The organism is Rugamonas sp. FW305-51 (assembly GCF_058786935.1).
In genome coordinates this window covers 76,492-97,192 of sequence record NZ_JBYSZG010000019.1, presented here as the reverse complement: position 1 = coordinate 97,192, position 20,701 = coordinate 76,492, and the positions used below count along the sequence as shown (strand labels likewise).

Genomic DNA, 20,701 nt, shown 5'->3' with positions numbered 1-20,701 from the left:
CGGACTGGAATGGACGACAACATGACTAGGGAGCCGCTCATGACCCGACCTGCGCCGCGCTTGCTGGAGCGTTTCGAAGCGCTCTGCTTCGGGCAGCGCCGGCTGCTCATGGCCGCGTTGCTGGCGCTGACGGTGGTGATGGGCTGGCTGGGCTGGCAGCTGCGGATGGAGGCCGGCTTCGAAAAGCAGATGCCGACCAACCATCCGTATGTGGAAACCTTCCGCACCTACCGCAACGACGTGATGGGGGCCAACCGCCTCAACATCGTGGTGCGGGCGCGCCAGGGGACGATCTGGACGGCGGCGGGACTCAAACGCCTGTATGACGTGACCCAGGCCGTGACCTTCCTGCCGAACGTGGAGCGGCTGGGCGTGCAGTCGCTGTGGACACCCAACTCCTTCGTCAACGAGATCACGGAGGAGGGCTTCCGCGCCGATCCGCTGATCGACGGCAGCGTCACCCCGGACCGGCTGGACGAAGCGGCCATCGCCAAGATACGGGCGGCGGCGGCCCAGGGCGGCTTTGTCGGCACCCTGGTGTCGCGCGGCCAGGACAGCGCCATGATCAGTGCCGAACTGCTGGAGACGGACAAGGACGGCAAGAAGCTCGACTACGTGGCCTACAACGGCATCCTGGAGCAGCAGATACGCCAGCACTACGAGGACGCCGGCTTCACCATCGAGATCATCGGCTTTGCCAAGCAGGTGGGCGAGATCGCCGATTCGGCCAGGTCGGTGCTGAAGTTCTTCGCCCTGGCCCTGCTGCTGACGGCGGGCGCCGTGTACTGGTACTGCCGCTCCATCCTGTTCACGCTGTTGCCCATCGCCTGTTCGCTGACGTCGCTGGTGTGGCAGTTCGGCGCCTTGCACCTGCTGGGCTTCGGGCTCGATCCGCTGGCCGTGCTGGTGCCGTTCCTGGTGTTCGCCATCGGCGTGTCGCACGGCGTCCAGCAGATCAACTTCATCGTGCGTGAAGTCTCGCTGGGCAAGAGCTGCATGGACGCTTGCCGCGCCAGCTTTTCCGGCCTGCTGGTGCCGGGCACGCTGGCGCTGGCCACGGCCCTGGTGTCCTTCGTCACGCTGCTGCTGATTCCGATTCCGATGGTGCGGGAGCTGGCCATCGCCGCCTCGCTCGGCGTGGCCTTCAAGATCGTGACCAATCTGGTGATGCTGCCGGTGGCGGCTTCCTACTGCCGCATCGACAGGTCCTATGCCGACGCCGCCATGGCGCTGCGCGAGTCCCGCGCCGGCTGGCTGCGGCTGCTGGCGCGCATCGCCCGGCCGCGCAATGCGGCGCTCTGCCTGGGCGTCGTCGCGGTCATCTTCGGCCTGGCCGTGTGGCAGAGCCAGGGCCGGGTCATCGGCACGGTGGAGCCGGGCGCGCCGGAATTGCGGCCCGATGCACGCTTCAACCGCGACGCGGTGGCGATCGCCAGCAACTACGACACGGGGCTGGACTGGCTGACCGTGATCTTCGAGGCGAAAGCGATTGCCGGCGGCAGCGAGGGCCTCGGCGACGCCGCCGGAGCCGCAGGGGGAGGGCAGGGCGTGGGCTACTGCGGCAACGTCAACATCGGCCTGTTCCAGGACCGCTTCACCTGGGCCATGCAGCCGGTGGCGGGCGTGCTGTCCATCGCCTCGTTCTCGGACCAGATGAAGCAGTACAACCGCGGCTACAACGAGGGCAATCCGAAGATGGAGTCCATTCCCATCGATCCGGCCAACTTCGCGGCGCTGGCGACGGAAATCGCCCGCACCCGGGGCACCATGCGCAAGGACTGCAGCATGACGGCGGTGCACCTGTACCTGACCGACCACAAGGCCGTCACCATCAACCGCGTGATCGCAGCCGTGGAGGCGTTCGCCGCCAGCCACAGCGAACTTGGCGTCACCATCCGCCTCGCTTCCGGCAATGCGGGGGTGCTGGCCGCCGTCAACGATACGCTCGAGCACAGCGAGTTACCGATGATGCTGTATGTGTACGCGGCCATCGTGCTGCTGGTGCTTGTGACCTATCGCGATTTCCGCGCCGTGCTGGCCTGCTGCCTGCCGCTGACGGTGGGGACCTTCATCGGCTATTGGTTCATGAAGGAGCTGCAGATCGGCCTGACGGTGGCCACCTTACCGGTGATGGTGCTGGCGGTGGGCATCGGCGTCGACTACGCGTTCTATATCTACAACCGGCTGCAGCTGCACCTGGCGCACGGCCAGCCCATCGTCAAGGCGCTCGAACACGCGATCCTGGAAGTGGGCACGGCGACCATCTTCACGGCCGTGACGCTGGCCGTCGGCGTGGCCACCTGGTCGTTCTCGGCCCTGAAGTTCCAGGCCGACATGGGCAAGCTGCTGGCCTTCATGTTCATGGTGAACATGGTGATGGCGATGACGGCGCTGCCCGCCTTTGCCGTGTGGCTGGAACGGCTCTTCCCGCGCAAGCGGCCGGTCCGGGTTCCCGGCCTGCTCCAACACTGACCGCACGAGGGACGCGATGATGAATCAAATGAAAACGCGATGCAACGGCAAGCTGCTGGACGCCCTGGCCACCTTGCTGTCCGCTCTGACGCTTGCCGCGGCGGCAGGCGGTAGCACCGCTGCCACCGCCGCTGCCACCGCCGTTGCCGCTGCCGATACTGCCGGCGCTGGCGCGGCTGGTGTGGTTGGTGGCGCTGGCGCGCCGGTTGGCGCCTGGCCGGTGAGTCTGCGGCCGGCCGAAACGGCGGCCCATGCGCACCAGGCAGGCATGCTGGCCGCCGCCTGGGCCGGGCCGCGCGCCGTGGCCGTCGGCGCGCACGGCATCGTGCTGCTGTCGGACGACCAGGGCAAGTCCTGGCGCCAGGCCGGCAAGGTGCCGGCCGACGTGACGCTGACGGGCGTGTCCTTTGCCACGGAAAAGGAGGGCTGGGCCGTGGGCCACGCGGGCGTGGTGCTGCACACGGTGGACGGCGGCGAGCGCTGGGAGCTCCAGCGCAGCGCGCCGGACCAGGACCGGCCCCTGTTTGCCGTGCACTTTTTTGATGCCTCGCACGGGGTCGCCGTGGGCCTGTGGTCGCTGGTGCTCACCACCGGCGATGGCGGGCGCCACTGGACGGAACGCCAGTTGTCGCCACCACCGGGCGCGCGGCGCGCGGACCTGAACCTGTTCGGCCTGTTCGCCGGTCCCGGCGGCGCGCTGTACGCGGCGGCGGAAAAAGGCTATGTGCTGCACACGGATGACCAGGGCGCCAGCTGGAACTACCTGGCCACCGGCTACCGCGGTTCGTTCTGGACCGGCACGGCGCTGGCCGACGGTGCGCTGCTGGTGGGCGGCCTGCGCGGCGCCCTGTACCGCAGCGCGGACGCGGGCCAGCACTGGTCGCGCATCGACACCGGCACAACAGCCTCCATTACCGGCATGGCGCGCACCGGCAGCGACGGCGGCGTGCTGGCCGTGGGCCAGGACGGCCTGACGCTGCGCAGCGACGACGGCGTCGCCTTCCGCGCCGGCTACCGGTATGACCGCCTGCCATTGAACGCACTGCTCCCCAACGCCGGCTTCACGCCGCCACTGATGTCCGCCATGGGGCCGGCCCCGGCGGACGCGAAATAGACCGCAACCTACAACCAGAGGAAATCGATGTCCAACCTGCCAAGAACCGAAGAACTGTGCTACCTGCCCGCCACCCGGGCGCTGGAACTGTTCCGCCAGCGCGAGCTGTCGCCGGTGGAGCTGCTGCAAGCCTACCTGGAGCGGGCCGACCAGCTGGAACCCGTGCTCAACGCCTTCAGCGCCCAGCGCCGCGAGGAAGCACTGGCCGCCGCGCGCGAGGCTGAACGGGCCTACGGCAGCCGCTCCGCCAATCTCCGTCCGCTGGAGGGCATACCCGTCGCGCTGAAGAACGAACATACGCTGTGCGGCTGGGTCACCACCAAGGGCTCCTGGCTGCAAGGTTCCACGCCCGACACCGTCAACGCGCCCATCACCCAGCGCCTGCTCGATGCCGGCGGCGTGATCCACGCCCAGACCAACGTGCCCGAGTTCTACATGGCCGGCTTCACGCGTTCGGCCCGCCACGGCGTGACGCGCAATCCGTGGAATCCCGCCCTGACGCCGGGCGGCTCCAGCGGCGGCAGCGGCGCCGCGCTGGCGGCCGGCCTGACGGCGCTTGCCTCCGGCTCGGACATCGGCGGCTCGATCCGCATCCCGGCCAGCTACTGCGGCGTGGTGGGCCTCAAGCCCAGCTACGGCCGGGTGCCCGTCACGCCGATCGCTTATGCGCTGCACACCATGAACCACATCGGTCCCATGGCGCGCACGGTGGCCGACTGCGCCCTGATGTTCAACGTCATCAACGGTCCCCATGTGGCCGATCCCGCCACCGTCGGCCCGAGGCTGGAAGTGCCGCTGACTTTCGATACGGTCAAGGGCATGCGCATCGCCCTGTCCCACGACCTGGGTTTCGCCACCGTCCATGACGACGTGCGCATGGCGCTGGAACAGGTGGTGCAGGCGCTGCGCGAGCAGGGCGCCATTGTCGAGCCGGTGCAACTGGGCTGGGACATGCGCACCGCTGATGCCGTCGATTACCGGCTCGGTTACGAAACGGGTCGCGAATTCGCCGGCCGCATCCTGACCCAGGAGGCGGAAACGAGCGACTACATCCGCCACTTCGCCGCCGCCGGCCTGCGTGTGACGGGCGAGCAGTACCTGGCCTCGAACGACACGGTGGGTCGCATGTATGAATCGATGGCCACCGTCATGACCAGTTACGACGCCCTGATCTGCCCCACGATGGCGGGCATCGGCAGCGCGGCGGAAGGGGAGAAGGACAGCATGACCCTGCTGCGCACGGACGCCTTGACTTACCCCTTCAACCTGCTGAGCCGCCATCCCGTGCTGAGCGTGCCGTCCGGCGTGGCTCACAACGGCGTGCCGACCGGGGTCCAGATCGTCGGCCGCACCTTCGACGAAGCGACTGTGTTCCGCATCGGCGCGGCGGTGGAGCAGGCCATCTGGCGCGGCCGCCGGCCCGACACGGCGGCCACCTGCGCCACCGCCCAGGGAGATCGCTGACATGAGCACCGCGAGCGACAACGGCGAAGGCGGCTCGCTCAAGCGCGCACTGAGCTACCGCGACCTGGTGTTCTATGGCCTGGCCTACACGGCGCCCGTCGCGCCGTTGACCATGGCCGGCTTCGTGTGGAGCGAATCGGGCGGCCTGCCGGTGCTGGCCTACCTGCTGGGCGCACTGTGTGTGTACTTCACGGCCAGCAGCTACGCCGTGATGACGTCGGCCATGCCCAGCGCCGGTTCCGTGTACGGTTTCGCCAGCGGCACCATGGGGCCGTTCGCCGGCTTCATCTCGGGCTGGATGATACTGCTGGACTACCTGCTGGTGCCCGCGTTCACCTACGCCCTGTGCGCCGTCAGCCTGGAAACGCTGGTGCCGCACGGCGACCGGGCCACGTGGATCGTGCTGTCGGTGGGCGCCACGTTCGCCGTCAACTGGTTCGGCATCAGCGTCACCTCGCGGGTCAGCATCGTGTCGGTCGTGCTGCAGCTGCTGCTGGTGGCCGGCGTGGTGGTGCTGTTCCTGTTCGCGCTGCACGGCGGCCGGGGCAGCGGGGCACTGACGCTGGCGCCGCTGTACGCGGCCGGCAATGTGCATGGCGCCAGCGTGCTGGCCGCCACCTCGATCTGTGTGATGGCCTACCTGGGCTTCGACGCCGTCTCCACCCTGGCCGAGGAAGTGCGGGACCAGGACAAGGGCGTGATCGGCAAGGCCATCCTGACCAACCTGGCCCTGACCAGCACCATCTTCGTGCTGACCTCCTGGGTGATGGGCAACCTGATGGCGGGCTTTCCCATCCAGGACCCGGCCACGGTAATCTACGACATGCTGACGGCCATCTCGGGCCGCGAGGCGGCCGTCGCCCTGGCCTGGTTCCTGGTGATCGTGGTGGGTGTGCCCAACGTGCTGCCGATGCAGGTGGGCGTGGCGCGGGTGCTGTTCGCCATGGGCCGCGACCGCACCTTGCCGGCGGTGCTGGCCAAGGTCCACCGCCGCCACGGCAACCCTTACGTGGCCATGATCGTCTCGACCGCCGTCTCGCTCACCATCGCGCTGGTCATGCGCAACCGGATCAGCGAGCTGGCCATCTTCATCAGCGTGGGTGCGCTGGTGGGCTTCATGTTCGTGCATCTTTCCGTGCTGGTCCACTTCGGCCGCCGTCCCGGCCGCAGCTGGTGGTCCCACCTGGCCGTGCCGGTGGTAGGCATCGCCGTGGTCCTCACGATCCTGTCCAACCTGAACGCGGTGGCCCTGGCTGTCGGCGGTTGCTGGCTGCTGGCCGGCGTCGCCTACCGGCTGGCCACGCGCGGCAGAGCTGGTGTTGTTGGCGTTCCCGGTATCGAGACCAGTCGCGGGTCCTGAAACATTCGCGATGCAGCTGTCCCATCTCAAAACAACTTGAAAGAGACAACATGGCACACTCTCCCCTGAAACGTATCCTGGCGTCCGTGATGGACGTGGCCCGCCTGCGCAACGCGCATGGCGTATCGAATGAAGAGGCGCTGGCGTTGCAGCGCAGCCGCCGCCAGATGCTCAAGCTGTCGGCCGCCGGCTCGGTGGCGTGGTTCGCATCGAGCCCGGCGCTGGCGGCCGTTGGCAGGCATGCCGCCACCAGCGACGCGCACCTCGTCATCGTGGGCGCCGGCCTGGGCGGCCTGGCCTGCGCCTATGAGCTGAAGAAGGCTGGTTTCAACGCCACCGTGTACGAGGCGTCGGATCGCCTGGGCGGGCGCTGTTTTTCCAACACCACCACCTTCCCCGGCCAGGTAGCGGAAAACGGCGGTGAGCTGATCGACACCGACCACTTCGAGCTGCGCAAGCTGGCGTTCGACCTGGGGCTGACGCTGGACGACCTGAATGCCTACGACAAGGACATGGGCGGCGAGATCACCTTCTGGATCGACGGCGGCCGCTACACGTGGGACGAGCAGGTCAACGATTTTTCGGCCGTCTCGGCCCAGTTCGACGCCGACAACCGCGCCGCGCCCTGGCCGCAAACCTACGACAACCACACCCAGCGCGGCTGGGAGCTGGACCACATGTCGGTCACCGACTACATCAGCCAGTACATACCGGGCGGCCTCGCTTCCCGGCTGGGCAAGCTGCTCAAGCTGTTGATGGACGCCTCGGCCGGCATCGCCGCCACCGACACCAGCGCGCTGGACCTGGTGGGCTTTTTCGCCCAGCGCGGCTCGGACGAGCGCTTCCATATCCGCGGCGGCAACGACCAGGTGGTGAGCCGCATGGCCGCCACCCTGGCCGCGGGCCAGATCGTGCGCTGCCACGCGCTCACGCGCATCGTGATGAACGGCGACGCGACCTACACGCTCACCTTCAGGAACGCCAACGGCAGCATCGATGTGGCGGCCGACCATGTGGTGCTGGCGCTACCGTTCTCCATCCTGCAAAGCACCGTGGACTACAGCTGCGCGGGCTTCGACAGCCGCAAGGTGGCCACCATCCAGGACTTCAGGATGGGCATGCACGCCAAGTTCCAGATGCAGTTCAACCGCCGCATCTGGCGCGAGCAGGGCTACACCGGCCTGACCGACAACGACACGGGCTACCAGATCAGCTGGGAAGTGACGCGCGCCCAGCCCGGCAACGAAGGCATCCTGACCTGCTTCTCGGGCGACCAGGTGGCGATCGCCATGAACGACAGGCCGCTCAGCCAGAAGGCGGACGATACGCTCAACAGCCTCAATCTGGTCTTCCCCGGCATCAAAGCGCTGTGGAACGGGCGCGTGATCCTGAACTACTGGCCCGGCTACCAGTGGACCAAGGGCGCCTATTCCGCCCATCCGGTGGGCAGCTACACCACCAGCTACGGCTACGCGGGCGTACGCCAGGGGAACTGCCACTTCGCGGGCGAACATGCGTCGGTCCAGCATTCCGGTTTCCTGAACGGGGCCGTGGAGACGGGCCAGCGCTGCGCCAGCGAAATCATCCTCGCGCTGCGGGGCAATTGATCGGAGGACTGTCCGCCGCCGTTTATTCAACTGCGGCGGCGGGCAGTCCTGCCATACGCGCGGTCCAGCCGCCATCATCAGACTACCGGAACCACCATGTCAGCGAATAACTCCAGTTTCAATCCGCATCATCCGCAGATCTACCTGAACGGCGCGTACGCGGCGCCGCTCACCGGTCAGCACAAGGATGCGGTCAATCCGGCCACGCTGGCCGTCGTCGGACGCTATCCCGTGTGCGGGGAAGCGGACGTGCAGCGCGCCGTGGCCGATGCCAACGCGGCCCAGCAGCAGTGGAAGCGCACCGACACCCAGAGCCGCGCGGCGCTGCTGCACGGCGTCGCCCACGCCATCGAACAATCGGCCATCCGCGACGAACTGGCGCAGCTGATGTGCCGCGAGATGGGCAAGCCCTATCCGGACGCCGTGGGCGAACTGTCCATCTGCGCCTCCGTATTCCGCTACTACGCCGAGATGGCGCGCGACGACGGCGGCACCGTGGCCGGCACCAACCAGCCCGGCTCGTTCCAGCACATGCGCTATGAACCGTATGGCGTGAGCGTCCACATCCTGCCGTTCAACTATCCCGTGCTGCTGCTGTGCTGGACGGTGGCCGCCTCGCTGGCGGCCGGCAACGCCTGCATCATCAAGCCGGCCGAAGCGACGGCCCTGTGCACGCTGCAGTTCATGGCCCATTTTGCGGCGCTGCCGCCCGGCCTGGTGGCCTGCCTGCCCGGTAACGCCGCCACGGCGCAGGGCCTGATCCAGTCGCCCGGCACCCATGCCGTGGCCTTCACGGGCAGCGTGGCCGCCGCGCGCGCGGTGGGCGCCGCCTGCGCCCAGCACATGAAGCCGTGCGTGCTGGAGGCGGGCGGCAGCGATCCCATGATCATCTCGCGCCACGCGCCGCTGGAAGTGGCCGCCGCCGGCTGCGTCAACTCCGCCTTCCTGCTCAGCGGCCAGGTGTGCACCTCGTCCGAGCGCTTCTTCGTGGTGGACGAGATCCACGACGCCTTCGTGGCCGAATTCGCCCGCCGCACGCGCCGGCTGCGGGTGGGCGACGGCATGGGCATGGCGGAAATCGGCCCGCTGGTGAGCGAGGCGGCACGCGACAAGGTGGCGCGCCTGGTGCGCGAGGCGGTGGAGCAGGGCGCCCAGGTGGTGTGCGGCGGCCGCATTCCGCCGGACTGGCCCAGCGGCTGGTTCTACGAGCCCACCATCCTCACCGGCGTCACGCCGCAGATGGCCATCATGCGCGAGGAGTGCTTTGGCCCGGTGGCCGCCATCTGCCGCGTGGCCGACTTCGACGAGGCGCTGCGGCTGGCCAACGATACGGAATTCGGCCTGGGCGCGTCCGTCTTCACCACCGACCTGGCCGAGGCCATGGAAGCGGCCGACCGGCTCGAATCGGGCATGGTCTGGATCAACAACCCGCTGATCGACAACGACGCGCTGCCTTTCAGCGGCAGCAAGCTGTCCGGCCTGGGATGCGAACTGGGACGCCATGGCCTCAATGCCTTCCGCCGCACCAAGATGGTCATCCTCGACCACCAGCCCCGCATCCACGACTGGTGGCTGCCCCGCCCGGACGACGCTTTCTACCCGGCCCGCAAGGCCGCAACGCAATGAACAACCCCATACCAGGAACCGCCATGTACGATACCAACTACCTTTCCGCCACCGAACTGCTGTCGCGCTTCCGCGCCGGCACCCTGGACCCGGTCCAGTATTTCGACGTGCTGTCGGCCGCCGCCGAACGCCAGCAGGCCACCGTCAACTGCGCCGCCGGCCTGTTCTTCGAGCAGGGCCGCGCCCTGGCGCACGAGGCGCGGCGCCGCTACGCGCAAGGCACGGCGCGGCCGCTGGAGGGTGTGCCCGTCATCATCAAGGAAGAGACCAGCGTCAAGGGCTGGCCTCGTCCCCTGGCCTCGCTGGTGTTCAAGGACCGGGTGGCGACAGAAAACCATCCCATCGTCGACAAGCTGTTGGAGGCCGGCGCGATTCCCTATTTCCAGGCCACCAATCCCGAGTTCTGCGTGCTCGGTCACACCTGGAGCAAGATGTACGGCGTGACCCGCAACCCGTGGGCGCTCGACTATTCCTGCGGCGGTTCCAGCGGCGGCTCCGGCGCGGCGCTGGCGGCCGGCGTGGCGCCGCTGGCCACGGGCAGCGACATGGCCGGCTCGATCCGCCTGCCCGCTTCGCTGTGCGGCGTGTATGGCTACAAGCCGCCATTCGGCCGGCTGCCCTGCGCGCCGGGCGACGAATACATGGTGCAGGCCGTGGAGGGGCCGATGACGCGCAGCTTCGACGACCTGGTACTGATGCAGAACGTGCTGGCCGGTCCCCATCCCGCGTCCTACACCACGCTGCCGTACACGCCGCTGCCCACCGAATACGGCGACCTGGCCGGCATGCGCATCGCCTACTGCCCGGCGTTCGGCCATCCTGGTCTGGCGCCGGACATCGAACGCAACCTGTTGCGGGCGCTGGACGGCCTGCGGGGGCGGGGCGCCATCGTCGAGGAAGTGACATTGCGCTGGGACCTCGATGAAATCAACCACGTGCTGCTGGACGGCCTGCGCGCCATCTTTGTCGACGAATTCATGACCGACATCGGGGACGCCGACGCGGCAAAACTGTGCAGCTACGCCACCCACCTGCGTGACCAGGCGCTGCAGGGCCGTGCTTCCGTCATGCCCAGCGCCGCGCTGGGGCTGCGGCTGCACCGCGATATGCAGGAACAGGTGTGGGGCAAGGGTTATGCTGCCTTCATCTGCGCCTCGATGCTGACCACGGACCTGGCGGCCGACCAGGACCCGGTGGCCGAACCGGTGCTGGAACGCCATGGCTACCAGATCGACGCCTACCTGGGCTGGTGCCTGACGCCGCCGTTCAACCTGCTCAACCGCTATCCCGTGCTGGCCGCGCCCACCGGCCTGTCCGAACTGGGCGTGCCGACCGGGATGCAGATCGTGGCCAATGCCTACGACGACGAAACGGTGTTCAAGGTGGCGGCCAACCACGCCCGCGCCGGCAGCTCGCAACTGTTCGTGGAACAGTTTCCGGCCATGGCGCGAAACGCGCGCAACGGTGTGGCATAATCGGCGCTTTGGAACCAACTCTCAACCCAACCCGGATCAGCATGCCCAACAAGAGCTCCCGCGCCAGGGAGGAATCCGCCGCCGGCAAGCCGAAAGCGGCGCCTGCCGCCAAGCGGCGGATTCCTCAGCAAGAGCGCGGACACAAGACGATAGAAGTGATCCTGCAGGCCGCCGGCCAGGAGATCGCGCGCGGCGGGCTGGCCAAGCTCACCACGCGGCGCATCGCCGAGGCGGCCGGCTTGTCGGTGGGCGGCCTGTATGAGTACTTCCCCAACAAGGAAGCGGTGGTCCATGCCCTGGCCAGCCAGTGGCTCGAGCGCATCAAGGACGCGATCGCCGCGATCCATCCCGACAAGACGGGATGCGTGGACCTGATCCGCTACCTGGGCATGGTGTACGACGCGGTGCGGCCCCATTACCAGCAGGTGCCCGGCGTCAGCGTGCTGATTTCGCTGCTGGCCTCCGTGCCGGCCCTGCAGGCGCTGGAGGATGAGATCGACCTGCAGGTCAATGCCTTGCTGACGGACGCCATTGCGCACCTGCTGCCTTACGTGGGCCGCGACCAGTGCAGCATCATGGCCCGTACCATGACCATCCTGGACCACTATCTGCTGATCGAAGCTATCATGCGCGATCCGGCGCACGCCGCCCTGTTCGATACGCACCACCGGATCTGCCAGCACGCGCTGGCCAGCCACCTGATCCTGCTCAACGAGCAGGCGCGGACGGCAGCCAACGGCGGCGCACCCAAGTCCTTCCCCCAGCCGGCCTCGTGGCCGGCACCCCGTCCGGAAGCTCCGCCGGACGTCACCTGAGTAGTTCCCTCCCCGCGGCGGACGGCCGGCCCTTGCGCCGCGCTGTCCCGCCACCTGCATCTCCAGTCTGTACCCGATGACCGGCAACGGCCCCTGGCCGCCGGTATAACCGCTGCTCCCGCGGCAGCATCCACACACAGGAACCAAGACCATGCAAGCCAACCACGCTTACTCGAAAGACCTGCTCGCCCGCGAACCGTATGCCCGTTTCCTCGTCACCGACATCGACGGCGTCTGCCGCGGCAAGCACCTGTCGGGCGAAAAGATCGCCAGCATGCTCGATGGCGGCGGCACCATTGCCAGCGCCGTCTTCGGCTGGGACATCCAGGACCAGCTCTACAACAACGTCAGCTTCACCGGCTTCCATACCGGCCTGCCCGACGTCGGCCTGGTGCTGGATCCGGCCACGGCGCGCCGCCTGCCGTGGGATAACAACTGCTGGCTGTTCCTGGGCGAGCACACGCGCCAGGACGGCTCGCCGCTGGCGATCTGCCCGCGCCAGGTGCTCAAGCGGGTGCTGGCCAGGGCCGATGCGCTGGGCTATTCGGCCCAGGTGGGCGCGGAATTCGAGTGGTTCGTGCTGGCCGAATCGGAGCAATCGGTGCGGGCCAAGGGCTACCGCGACCTGCAGACGGCCACCCAGGGCCTGACCAACTATTCGCCGTTCCGCATCGATGCCCAGCAAGCCTTCGTGCGCGACCTGTTCACCAACCTGAACGCCATCGACGTGCCGCTCGAAGCGCTGCACACGGAGGCCGGGCCGGGCAACTTCGAGGCCGCCATCCGCTACGGCGACGCGCTCAAGACGGCCGACCGCGCCGTGCTGTTCAAGGAATCGGTGCGCGAGATCGGGCGCCGCCACGGCCTGCTCAACACCTTCATGGCCAAGTTCTCGATGGACTACGCGGGTTGCGGCCAGCACCTGCACCAGAGCCTGTGGCGCGACGGCGTCAACTGCTTCTACGACGAGGGCGCCGAGCACCGCATGAGCCAGACCATGCGCCACTTCATCGCCGGCCAGCTGCATTGCCTGCCGCACCTGCTGCCGATGGTGGCGCCGTTCATCAACAGCTACAAGCGCCTGGTGGACCACAACCTGGCCCCGGTCAAGCCGACGTGGGCGGTGGACAACCGCAACGCCTCGCTGCGCGTGATTCCCGGCAGCCGGCACGCCATGCGGCTGGAAACCCGCACCCCCGGCGCCGACGCCAATCCCTATCTGGCGATCGCGGCGGCGCTGGCCTCGGGCCTGTACGGCATCGAGCACAAGCTGGCGCTGGACGCGCCGCCCGTCTCCGGCGCCAACGGCGGGGCGGAACAGGTCGAACGCCTGCCCCGCACGCTGGCCGACGCCACGGCCGCCATGGAGCGTTCGCCGCTGGCGCGGGAGTTGTTCGGCGAGGAATTCGTGCGCCATTTCGTGGAGACCCGGCAGTGGGAGATCGCGCGCTTCAACGAAAGCGTGACGGACTGGGAACTGGCGCGCTACCTGGAGCTGGCGTGATGGCGGGCGTGGACGTGGATGTGGAGGTGGATGCCGGCGTCGGCGCTGGCGCCGGCGGCGCATGCGGCCGGGGGCGGCCATGAGCGGCGAGCGCATCGCATCGTATTACAACGCCACCGCCAACAGCGACGCGCGTTACCCGCAGGTGGAAGGCGAGGTGCGGGTCGACGTGGCCGTGATCGGCGGCGGCTTCACCGGCCTGGCCAGCGCGCTGGAACTGGCGGAGCAGGGCAAGCGGGTGGCGCTGGTCGAGGCCAACCGCATCGGCTGGGGGCAGTCCGGGCGCAATGGCGGCCAGGTGACGGGCAGCCTGTCGGGTGAAGATGCCATCGTGCGCCAGCTGGCGCGCCGGGCGGGCAGGGAGGCGGCCGAAGCCTTCATCTGGCACCTGCGCTGGCGGGGCCACGATATCATCCGCGAGCGCGTGGCCAGGTACGGCATAGACTGCGACCTCAAGTCCGGCCACCTGCACACGGCCTACAGTGCCAGCCACATGGCCGGGCTGCGGGCCGCGTACGACGACATGGCGCGGCGCGGCATGGGCGAGCTGGTGGAGCTGGTCGAGGCGGCGGATATCCCCCGTTTCCTCGATACGCCGCTCTACCACGGCGGCATCTACAACCGCAAGAACATGCACCTGCACCCGCTCAACCTGTGCCTGGGCGAGGCGCGGGCCCTGGCCGGCCTGGGCGGGCTGGTGTTCGAGGAGTCGCCGGCGCTGGAGATCGTGCATGGTGCCACGCCGGCGATCCGGCTGCCCAGGGGGCGCATCGTGGCCGACCATATCCTGTTGGCCGGCGACGTCTATCACAAGCTGGAACGGCGCAAGCTGGGCGGCAGCATCTTCCCGGCCGCGGGCGGCATCGTGACGACGGCGCCGCTGGGCGAGCTGGCGCGCCAGCTCAACCCGCACGACGTGGCCGTGTACGACAGCCGCTTCGTGCTCGACTACTACCGCATGACGGCCGACGGCCGGCTGCTGTTCGGCGGCGGCGCCAACTACTCTGGCAAGGCATCGCGCGACATCGGGGCCGAACTGCGGCCCTGCATCGAGCGCACCTTCCCGGCCTTGCGCGGGGTGGAGATAGCCTTTGAGTGGAGCTGCAACATGGGCATCGTCATCAACCGCATCCCCCAGCTGGGCCGGCTGGCGCCCAACGTGTGGTACGCGCAAGGCTATTCCGGCCACGGGCTGGCCACTTCGCACATCGTGGGCGAGGTGATGGCGCAGGCGATAGGCGGCACGATGGGGCAGTTCGACGTGTTCCAGCGCTTCCGCCACGTGCGGTTGCCGATCGGCGAGCGGATGGGACGGCAGCTGCTGGCGCTGGGGATGTGGTATTTCCAGCTGTTGGAGCGGCTGCGCTGACGGCCGGGCCGTGGCATGGGACGTCCGTTTCGTCGCCGGGGCAGGGGGGAGCCGTTGTCTCGGCGGCGGTTCTCGTGGATAATTGCGGGCATGAACGATACCACCACACTTCCCCCATTACCCGACCGCCTGTCGGTCGATCCGCGCAGCCCTTTCCATAACGTGGACGTGCTGCAGCATGACATCGGCATCAAAATCAACGACAAGGAACGTCTCGACGTCGAGGAATACTGCATCAGCGAAGGCTGGATCAAGGTCGCCGCCGGCAAGACACTGGACCGCAAGGGCCGCCCCATGCTGATCAAGCTGTCGGGCCGGGTCGAAGCGTTCTACAAGTAATCCCGCCCAGGCGCCCGCTGCGGGCGCCGCGCGCCGCTACGCCGTCCTGAGCGCCCGTCCGCTCAGGTAGAGGCGGAAGGCGTCGTTGACCACTTCCACCAATTCTTCCTGGTGTATGGGTTTCTCGATGAACTTGTACACGGCTCCCATGTTGATGGCCTGGCGCGTGACGTTGTAGTCGTCATAGGCGCTGAGCATGATGCGCGTCGTGTGCGGATGCATGCGCCGCACCCGGCTCAGGAACTCGATGCCGGTCATGGCCGGCATGCGCTGGTCGCACAGCACCACGGCCACGGCATGGCAGGCCAGCAGTTCGAAGGCCTGGCCGGGATCGGCCGTGGCATGGACGCTATAGCCTTCGTTGGCCAGCACCAGTTCCAGATAGGCCAGCAGATGGGCATCGTCGTCCAGCACCAATACTCCCGGTGAACCATGGGGCCGGGCCGTCAGGTTGGGCGGCAATCGCCGCTCGGCCTGCAGCAACTGCGCCAGCTCGGGCCCGGCCAGCGGTTTGCAGAAGAAAAAGCCCTGGATGATGTCGCAGTCGCGGCTGGTCAGCAGGGCCAGCTGGCCTTCCGTTTCCACTCCCTCGGCCACCACCTCCAGGTGCAGACTGTGCGACATGGTGACGATGGCGTCCGAGATGGCCAGGCTGCTGGGATCGGTCGTGATGTCGCGCACGAAGGAGATGTCCAGTTTCAGGCGGTCGATCGGGAAGCGGCGCAAATAGCTCATGTTCGAGTAGCCGGTGCCGAAGTCGTCGATCGACAGTTCGATGCCGATTGCCTTCATGCTGTCCATCATCGGCACGCTGCTGGCCGGGTCGGCCATCGAAATGCTTTCCGTCAGTTCCAGTTCCAGGTAGCGCGCCGGCAGGCCGCTGCGGTCCAGGGCGCGCCGCACGACCCCTTCCAGCTCCGGCTGCGCGCACTGCTTGGCCGAGACGTTGACGGCGACCGGGATCGGCTCCAGGCCGGCGTCCTGCCAGGCCTTGTTCTGGGCGCAGGCCCGCATCAGCACCCATTCGCCGATAGGGATGATCAGGCCCGTTTCCTCGGCAAAGCCGATGAAATGGCCGGGCCCCAGCAAGCCGCGCTGCGGATGGCGCCAGCGCAGCAGCGCCTCCACCCCCACCACCTTGCCGCTGCGCAGGCTGACCTGGGGCTGGTAGTGCAGCTCGAACTCGTCGCGCTCGAGCGCCTGGCGCAGACTGGCGCCCAGTTCCAGCTGCTGCCTGGCCCGTTCCTGCAGCGCCGCCGTGAAGAACTGGAAGCCGTGGCGGCCCAGCTCCTTGGCCCGGTACATGGCGATGTCGGCGTGCTTGAGCAGGGTGTCCGCATCCTCGCCGTCCTGGGGCCAGGCGGCCAGGCCCATGCTGCAATTGACGCGGACCTCGTGGGTGCCCAGCACCAGGGGCGAGCCGACCCGCTCCAGGATCTTGCGCGCCAGTTCGCTGACCTGGGCTTCGACGGCGTTGCCCGCCACCCCGCCCTGGTTGAACACCAGCACGAACTCGTCGCCGCCCAGGCGGGCCACCGTGTCGCTGGCCCGCGTGCATTCGCGCAGGCGCTGGGCCACCACTTTCAGCAAGTTGTCGCCCAGTTCGTGGCCCAGGTTGTCGTTGATCAGTTTGAAGTCGTCGAGGTCGATGCAGGCGACGATCAGCCCTTCGCCGCGGCGCCGGGCGTTGGCGATGGCCTGGTGCAGGCGGTCCAGCAGCAGGTTACGGTTGGCCAGGCCCGTGAGCAGGTCGAACTGGGCCTGGTGCGCCAACTGTTCGGCGTCGTTGCGGGCGTGGGTGATGTCGTTGAAGATGGCGACGTAATGCTCCTGCGTGTCCTTGTCGGCGCGTACCGGCGCCACGTAGACCTCGTTCCAGAACGGCGTGCCGTCCTTGCGATAGCTGCGCACCACGGCATGGCCTTCGCGCCGCTGCTGCAAGGCCAGCTGCAGTTCGTGCAGGGCCGGCTGGTCCAGCTCCTGGTGCGCCAGGAAGTCGCTCGGCTTGCCCAGCGCCTCGCCGGCCGCGTAGCCGGTGATGCGCTCGAACGCCGGGTTCACGTACTCGATGGGCATGCCGGGGCGGGTCAGGCTGGCGATCACGATGGCGTTGAAGGTCGATTCCATGGCCCGTTCGCGCAGGTGCAAGGCCTTGTTGGCCAGCAGCAGTTCATCGGCGCGGCGCTCGAGGTGGACTTGCGAATCGCGCAGCGCCGTGCTCATGGTGTTGAAGACGGCCGCCAGTTCGCCGATTTCGTTGCGTGCGTGGACGTCGACCACCACGTCGCGCCGGCCCTGGGACAGCTGATGGGCGGCCAGCCTGAGTTTTTCCAGCGGCCGCGACAGACGCCTGGCGATGTAGAAGGCGGCGCCCAGGACCAGGCAAATGCCGGCCAGCGCCAGGCAGACGCTCACCCTGAGCGACTGCACCGTCTGGGCCGCGAAGGTGTTGTACAGCGGCGTATATTCGTAGGTCAGGGCCGCCAGGATGGCCCGCCGGGCGTCATAAATGGGGACCACCACCTGGCGCATTTCACTGCCGTCGGCCGGCAGACGTTCGGTCAGGGTGCGGGGCGTGCCATCCCTGAGCGTTCCGGCGATGATGGCGCGGCGCGGGCCGGCCTCGATCGGCAGGCCGACGTCGCCGGGTACGACGTCCGCCAACACGACCAGGTTGTGGTCGACGATTTCCACTTCGGCCTTGTCGCGCGCGGCGACGAAGGCGACCACCGACCGGTAGGCGGCGCGCGGATCGGTATCTTCGTTGCGTTGTATTTCGAACGCTGCCATGGTCGCGATCGTGTTGGCGAGCTTGGCGGCTTCGCCTTCAAGCGACTGCCGCGCCAGCTGATGCTGACGGTAGACAGCCAGCGCCCCTATGCTGCTGACGGTCACGAACACGGCCATCATCGCGGTGGTGAACTTGGTCGAGATGCGCATCGTCGTTCCGCCTCAACTTGCCAGGAATGTTGTGGACGTGCAGTCCCGTTGCCGCAGGTGGCTGTCGGGGTCGGAATTTTCCTAAGATACTTTCAAATTCTGCAGTAATTCGAAGGCTTGAATTCTCACTGATTCTCACAAATTCTCAGGGGCTGGCTTGGGCTGGGGCGGCCGGCAAGCGGTCGCCGTCACTCTTGTCTCTTCGCCGCAACGCATTTAGTCGGCCAGGGCAGGGCGGGCCGGGCCGGGCCGGGTCCAGGCCGCCGTGCCGGCCGCCACCAGCAGCAACAGGGCGGACACGGCCATCGCCGCCCGTACGCCGGCCGTGATGGCCGCGAGGTCGCCGCCGGCCACGATGGCGCCGAAGATGGCCACGCCGCCCGCGCCGCCCACCTGGCGCGCCGTGTTCAGGATGGCCGACGCCGTGCCGGCCTGCTGCCGACCCACGCTGGCCAGGATGGACGTCGTCATGGCCGGCACGGCCAGCCCCATGCCGGCCGGGATCAGCATCAGGCCCGGCAGCATGGACAGGAAGCTGGCCTCCGGACCGATGCCGCAGGCGCCCAGCAGGGCGTAGCCGCTGCCGCAGATCAGCCCACCGACCAACATGGGCGTACGTAATCCCGTACGTGCCGACAGCCGGCCGCTGGCGAGATTGGAAAAGATGAAGGTGCCCGTCAGCGGCAGGAAGGCCAGGCCCGTCTGCATCACCGTGTAGCCGTGCACCCGCTGCAGGTAGAAGCTGAGGACGAAGATCACCCCGTAGTAAGTGAAATTGACCAGTACCCCGAACAGCACGGCGCCGGAAAACGGCAGGCTGGCGAACAGCTGCAACGGCAGCATGGGCGCGGCGGCGCGCCGCTCGACGGCGATAAAGGCGGCGCCGGCGGCCAGGGCGAGCAGGAAGCCGCCCTGCACGGCGGGGCTGGCGATGCCGCGCGCCTGCACTTCGATCACAGCGTCGATCAGGCCGGCCAGGGCCACGATGGCCAGCAGCTGGCCCGGCAAGTCCAGGTGGCGGGACGGCGCCTTGCCCGCCGCACGCGGCACCACCATGCAGGTCAACACGTAGCCGGCGACGCAGATAGGGACGTTGACCCAGAAGATGCTGCGCCAGCCGCCCATGGTCAGCAGCAGGCCGCCGATCACGGGACCGGCCGCGATGGAGACGCCGCCGGCGGCCGTCCACCAGCCGATGGCCTTGGCCAGCCTGACCTTGTCGTGGCTGTAGGCCGCGTTGAGGATGGACAGCGAGCTCGGTACCAGCAGCGCCGCGCCCACGCCCTGCAGGGCGCGCGCCCCGTTCAGCAGCAGCGCCGACGGCGCCAGCGCGCAGGCGACCGAGGCGGCCAGGAACAGCGCGAAGCCGGCCAGGAACACCCGGCGCGCGCCGAACTTGTCGCCCATCACGCCGGCCGACAGCAGGAACACGGCAAAGCCCAGCGTGTAGGCGTCGACCACCCATTGCAGGGCGCCGACGCCGGCATGCAGCTCGGCGCCCATGCGCGGCAGGGCCACGTTGACGATGGTGACGTCCAGCTGGACGATGATGAAGGCGAAGCTGCAGGCCAACAGCAGGGCCGGTGAGGGTGGGCGTTCGGTTGCCATGTCGGTTCCTTGATCGGTGCGGCGATTGCCGGGTATGGCCGAACTATAGGGCCGTTTGACTATTTAAAAAAATGAATAATAATGATCGTATCTATCGTTTTTTGAGAATCGAGAACCGGCATGGAACTTTCCGCCTTGCGCATCTTTAAGGCCGTGGCCGAGGAGGGCAGTGTGACGCTGGCCGCGGCGCGCCTGAACCGGGTGCAGTCGAACGTGTCGGCCCGGCTGACCCAGCTGGAGGAATCGCTGGGCGTGACCCTGTTCCACCGGGCCGGCCGGGGCTTGCAGATCACGGCCGAAGGCGAGCGCCTGCTGGCCTACGCGGACCGCCTGTTGCAGCTGGCGGACGAGGCGCAGGCCGCCATGCGCCTGGACCAGCAGCCGTCGGGCCAGTTGCGCATCGGCTCGATGGAGACGACGGCCGCGGCCCGCCTGCCGCAGGTGCTGGCCGCCTTCAACCGCAAGCATCCGCAGGTGGACCTGGTGCTCGACACGGGGCCGACCGATCAGCTGCTCGACGCCGTGCTGCGGCACCGGCTCGACCTGGCGCTGGTGGCCGCGCCCGTGCCCCATCCCGAGCTGGAGCAGCAGCCCGTGTTCGAGGAGGAGCTGGTGCTGATCACCTGTCCGACGCATGCGCCCGTGACCATGCCGCAGGACGTGGCGCGGCGCAACCTGCTGGTGTTCCGCGCCGGCTGCACCTACCGCCGCCGGCTGGAAGCGTGGTTCGGCGAGGCCGGTGTGACGCCCGGCCGCATCTCCGAATTCGGCACCTTCGAGGCCATCATCGGCTGCGTGGCGGCCGGCATGGGCGTGGCGCTGATGCCGAAGGAGATCATCAGCCAGCGCAAGCTGGGCCGCACCGTCCGGGTGCATGCGCTGCCGCCCGCCATCGCCCATGTCGATACGCTGCTGGTGTGGCGCAAGGACGTGCTGCACCATCCGGCCCGCAGCGCCTTTGCCCAGATCCTGGCGCTGGCGGCGCAGCAGTTGCGGGCCGCCGCCTGA

At 68.1% G+C, this 20,701-nt stretch carries 14 protein-coding genes; 12 read left to right on the top strand and 2 right to left on the bottom strand.

Going from position 1 to position 20,701, the window contains the following annotated elements:
• Positions 1-39: 39 nt before the first annotated feature.
• The 11 genes from AC3WOS_RS15045 to AC3WOS_RS14995 all read left to right on the top strand — a co-directional run bounded on the left by AC3WOS_RS15045 (position 40) and on the right by AC3WOS_RS14995 (position 15,145).
• On the top strand, positions 40-2,472 hold the full coding sequence (locus AC3WOS_RS15045) for an efflux RND transporter permease subunit (protein ID WP_492716828.1): 2,433 nt from the start codon (positions 40-42) through the stop codon (positions 2,470-2,472).
• A 28-nt stretch (positions 2,473-2,500) separates the two neighbouring features.
• Entirely contained in the window at positions 2,501-3,586 is a 1,086-nt protein-coding gene (locus tag AC3WOS_RS15040; protein WP_492716827.1) for a WD40/YVTN/BNR-like repeat-containing protein, read from the top strand.
• Positions 3,587-3,613: 27 nt separating this feature from the next.
• A complete protein-coding gene (locus AC3WOS_RS15035) occupies positions 3,614-5,050 on the top strand; it encodes an amidase (RefSeq protein WP_492716826.1) in 1,437 nt (478 codons plus the stop codon).
• Position 5,051: 1 nt separating this feature from the next.
• Entirely contained in the window at positions 5,052-6,410 is a 1,359-nt protein-coding gene (locus tag AC3WOS_RS15030; protein WP_492716825.1) for an APC family permease, read from the top strand.
• A 50-nt stretch (positions 6,411-6,460) separates the two neighbouring features.
• Positions 6,461-8,017 carry a flavin monoamine oxidase family protein gene (locus tag AC3WOS_RS15025; RefSeq protein ID WP_492716824.1) on the top strand — a complete coding sequence of 519 codons (1,557 nt, stop codon included), beginning with the start codon at positions 6,461-6,463 and terminating at the stop codon, positions 8,015-8,017.
• A 96-nt stretch (positions 8,018-8,113) separates the two neighbouring features.
• Positions 8,114-9,643 (top strand): aldehyde dehydrogenase family protein, encoded by a 1,530-nt coding sequence (locus tag AC3WOS_RS15020; protein WP_492716823.1) that lies wholly within the window; start codon positions 8,114-8,116, stop codon positions 9,641-9,643.
• A 23-nt stretch (positions 9,644-9,666) separates the two neighbouring features.
• Positions 9,667-11,118, top strand: coding sequence for an amidase (locus tag AC3WOS_RS15015; RefSeq protein WP_492716822.1), 1,452 nt, complete (start codon positions 9,667-9,669; stop codon positions 11,116-11,118).
• Positions 11,119-11,159: 41 nt separating this feature from the next.
• A complete protein-coding gene (locus AC3WOS_RS15010) occupies positions 11,160-11,933 on the top strand; it encodes a TetR/AcrR family transcriptional regulator (RefSeq protein WP_492716821.1) in 774 nt (257 codons plus the stop codon).
• Between the two features lie 151 nt (positions 11,934-12,084).
• A complete protein-coding gene (locus AC3WOS_RS15005) occupies positions 12,085-13,437 on the top strand; it encodes a glutamine synthetase family protein (protein WP_492716820.1) in 1,353 nt (450 codons plus the stop codon).
• A gap of 79 nt (positions 13,438-13,516) precedes the next feature.
• Positions 13,517-14,806, top strand: a complete 1,290-nt coding sequence (locus AC3WOS_RS15000) for an NAD(P)/FAD-dependent oxidoreductase (protein ID WP_492716819.1) — start codon at positions 13,517-13,519, stop codon at positions 14,804-14,806.
• 90 nt (positions 14,807-14,896) lie between these two features.
• Positions 14,897-15,145 (top strand): DUF3297 family protein, encoded by a 249-nt coding sequence (locus AC3WOS_RS14995; protein WP_492716818.1) that lies wholly within the window; start codon positions 14,897-14,899, stop codon positions 15,143-15,145.
• A 36-nt stretch (positions 15,146-15,181) separates the two neighbouring features.
• Here the strand turns inward: AC3WOS_RS14995 and AC3WOS_RS14990 are convergent, their stop codons facing one another.
• Both AC3WOS_RS14990 and AC3WOS_RS14985 read right to left on the bottom strand, forming a co-directional pair.
• On the bottom strand, positions 15,182-18,085 hold the full coding sequence (locus AC3WOS_RS14990; RefSeq protein WP_492716817.1) for an EAL domain-containing protein: 2,904 nt from the start codon (positions 18,083-18,085) through the stop codon (positions 15,182-15,184).
• Between the two features lie 216 nt (positions 18,086-18,301).
• Positions 18,302-19,693 (bottom strand): MFS transporter, encoded by a 1,392-nt coding sequence (locus AC3WOS_RS14985; protein WP_492716816.1) that lies wholly within the window; start codon positions 19,691-19,693, stop codon positions 18,302-18,304.
• A 120-nt stretch (positions 19,694-19,813) separates the two neighbouring features.
• Here AC3WOS_RS14985 and AC3WOS_RS14980 point away from each other — a divergent pair, with 120 nt between their 5' ends.
• Complete coding sequence (locus AC3WOS_RS14980; protein WP_492716815.1) at positions 19,814-20,701, top strand: LysR family transcriptional regulator; 888 nt, start codon at positions 19,814-19,816, stop codon at positions 20,699-20,701.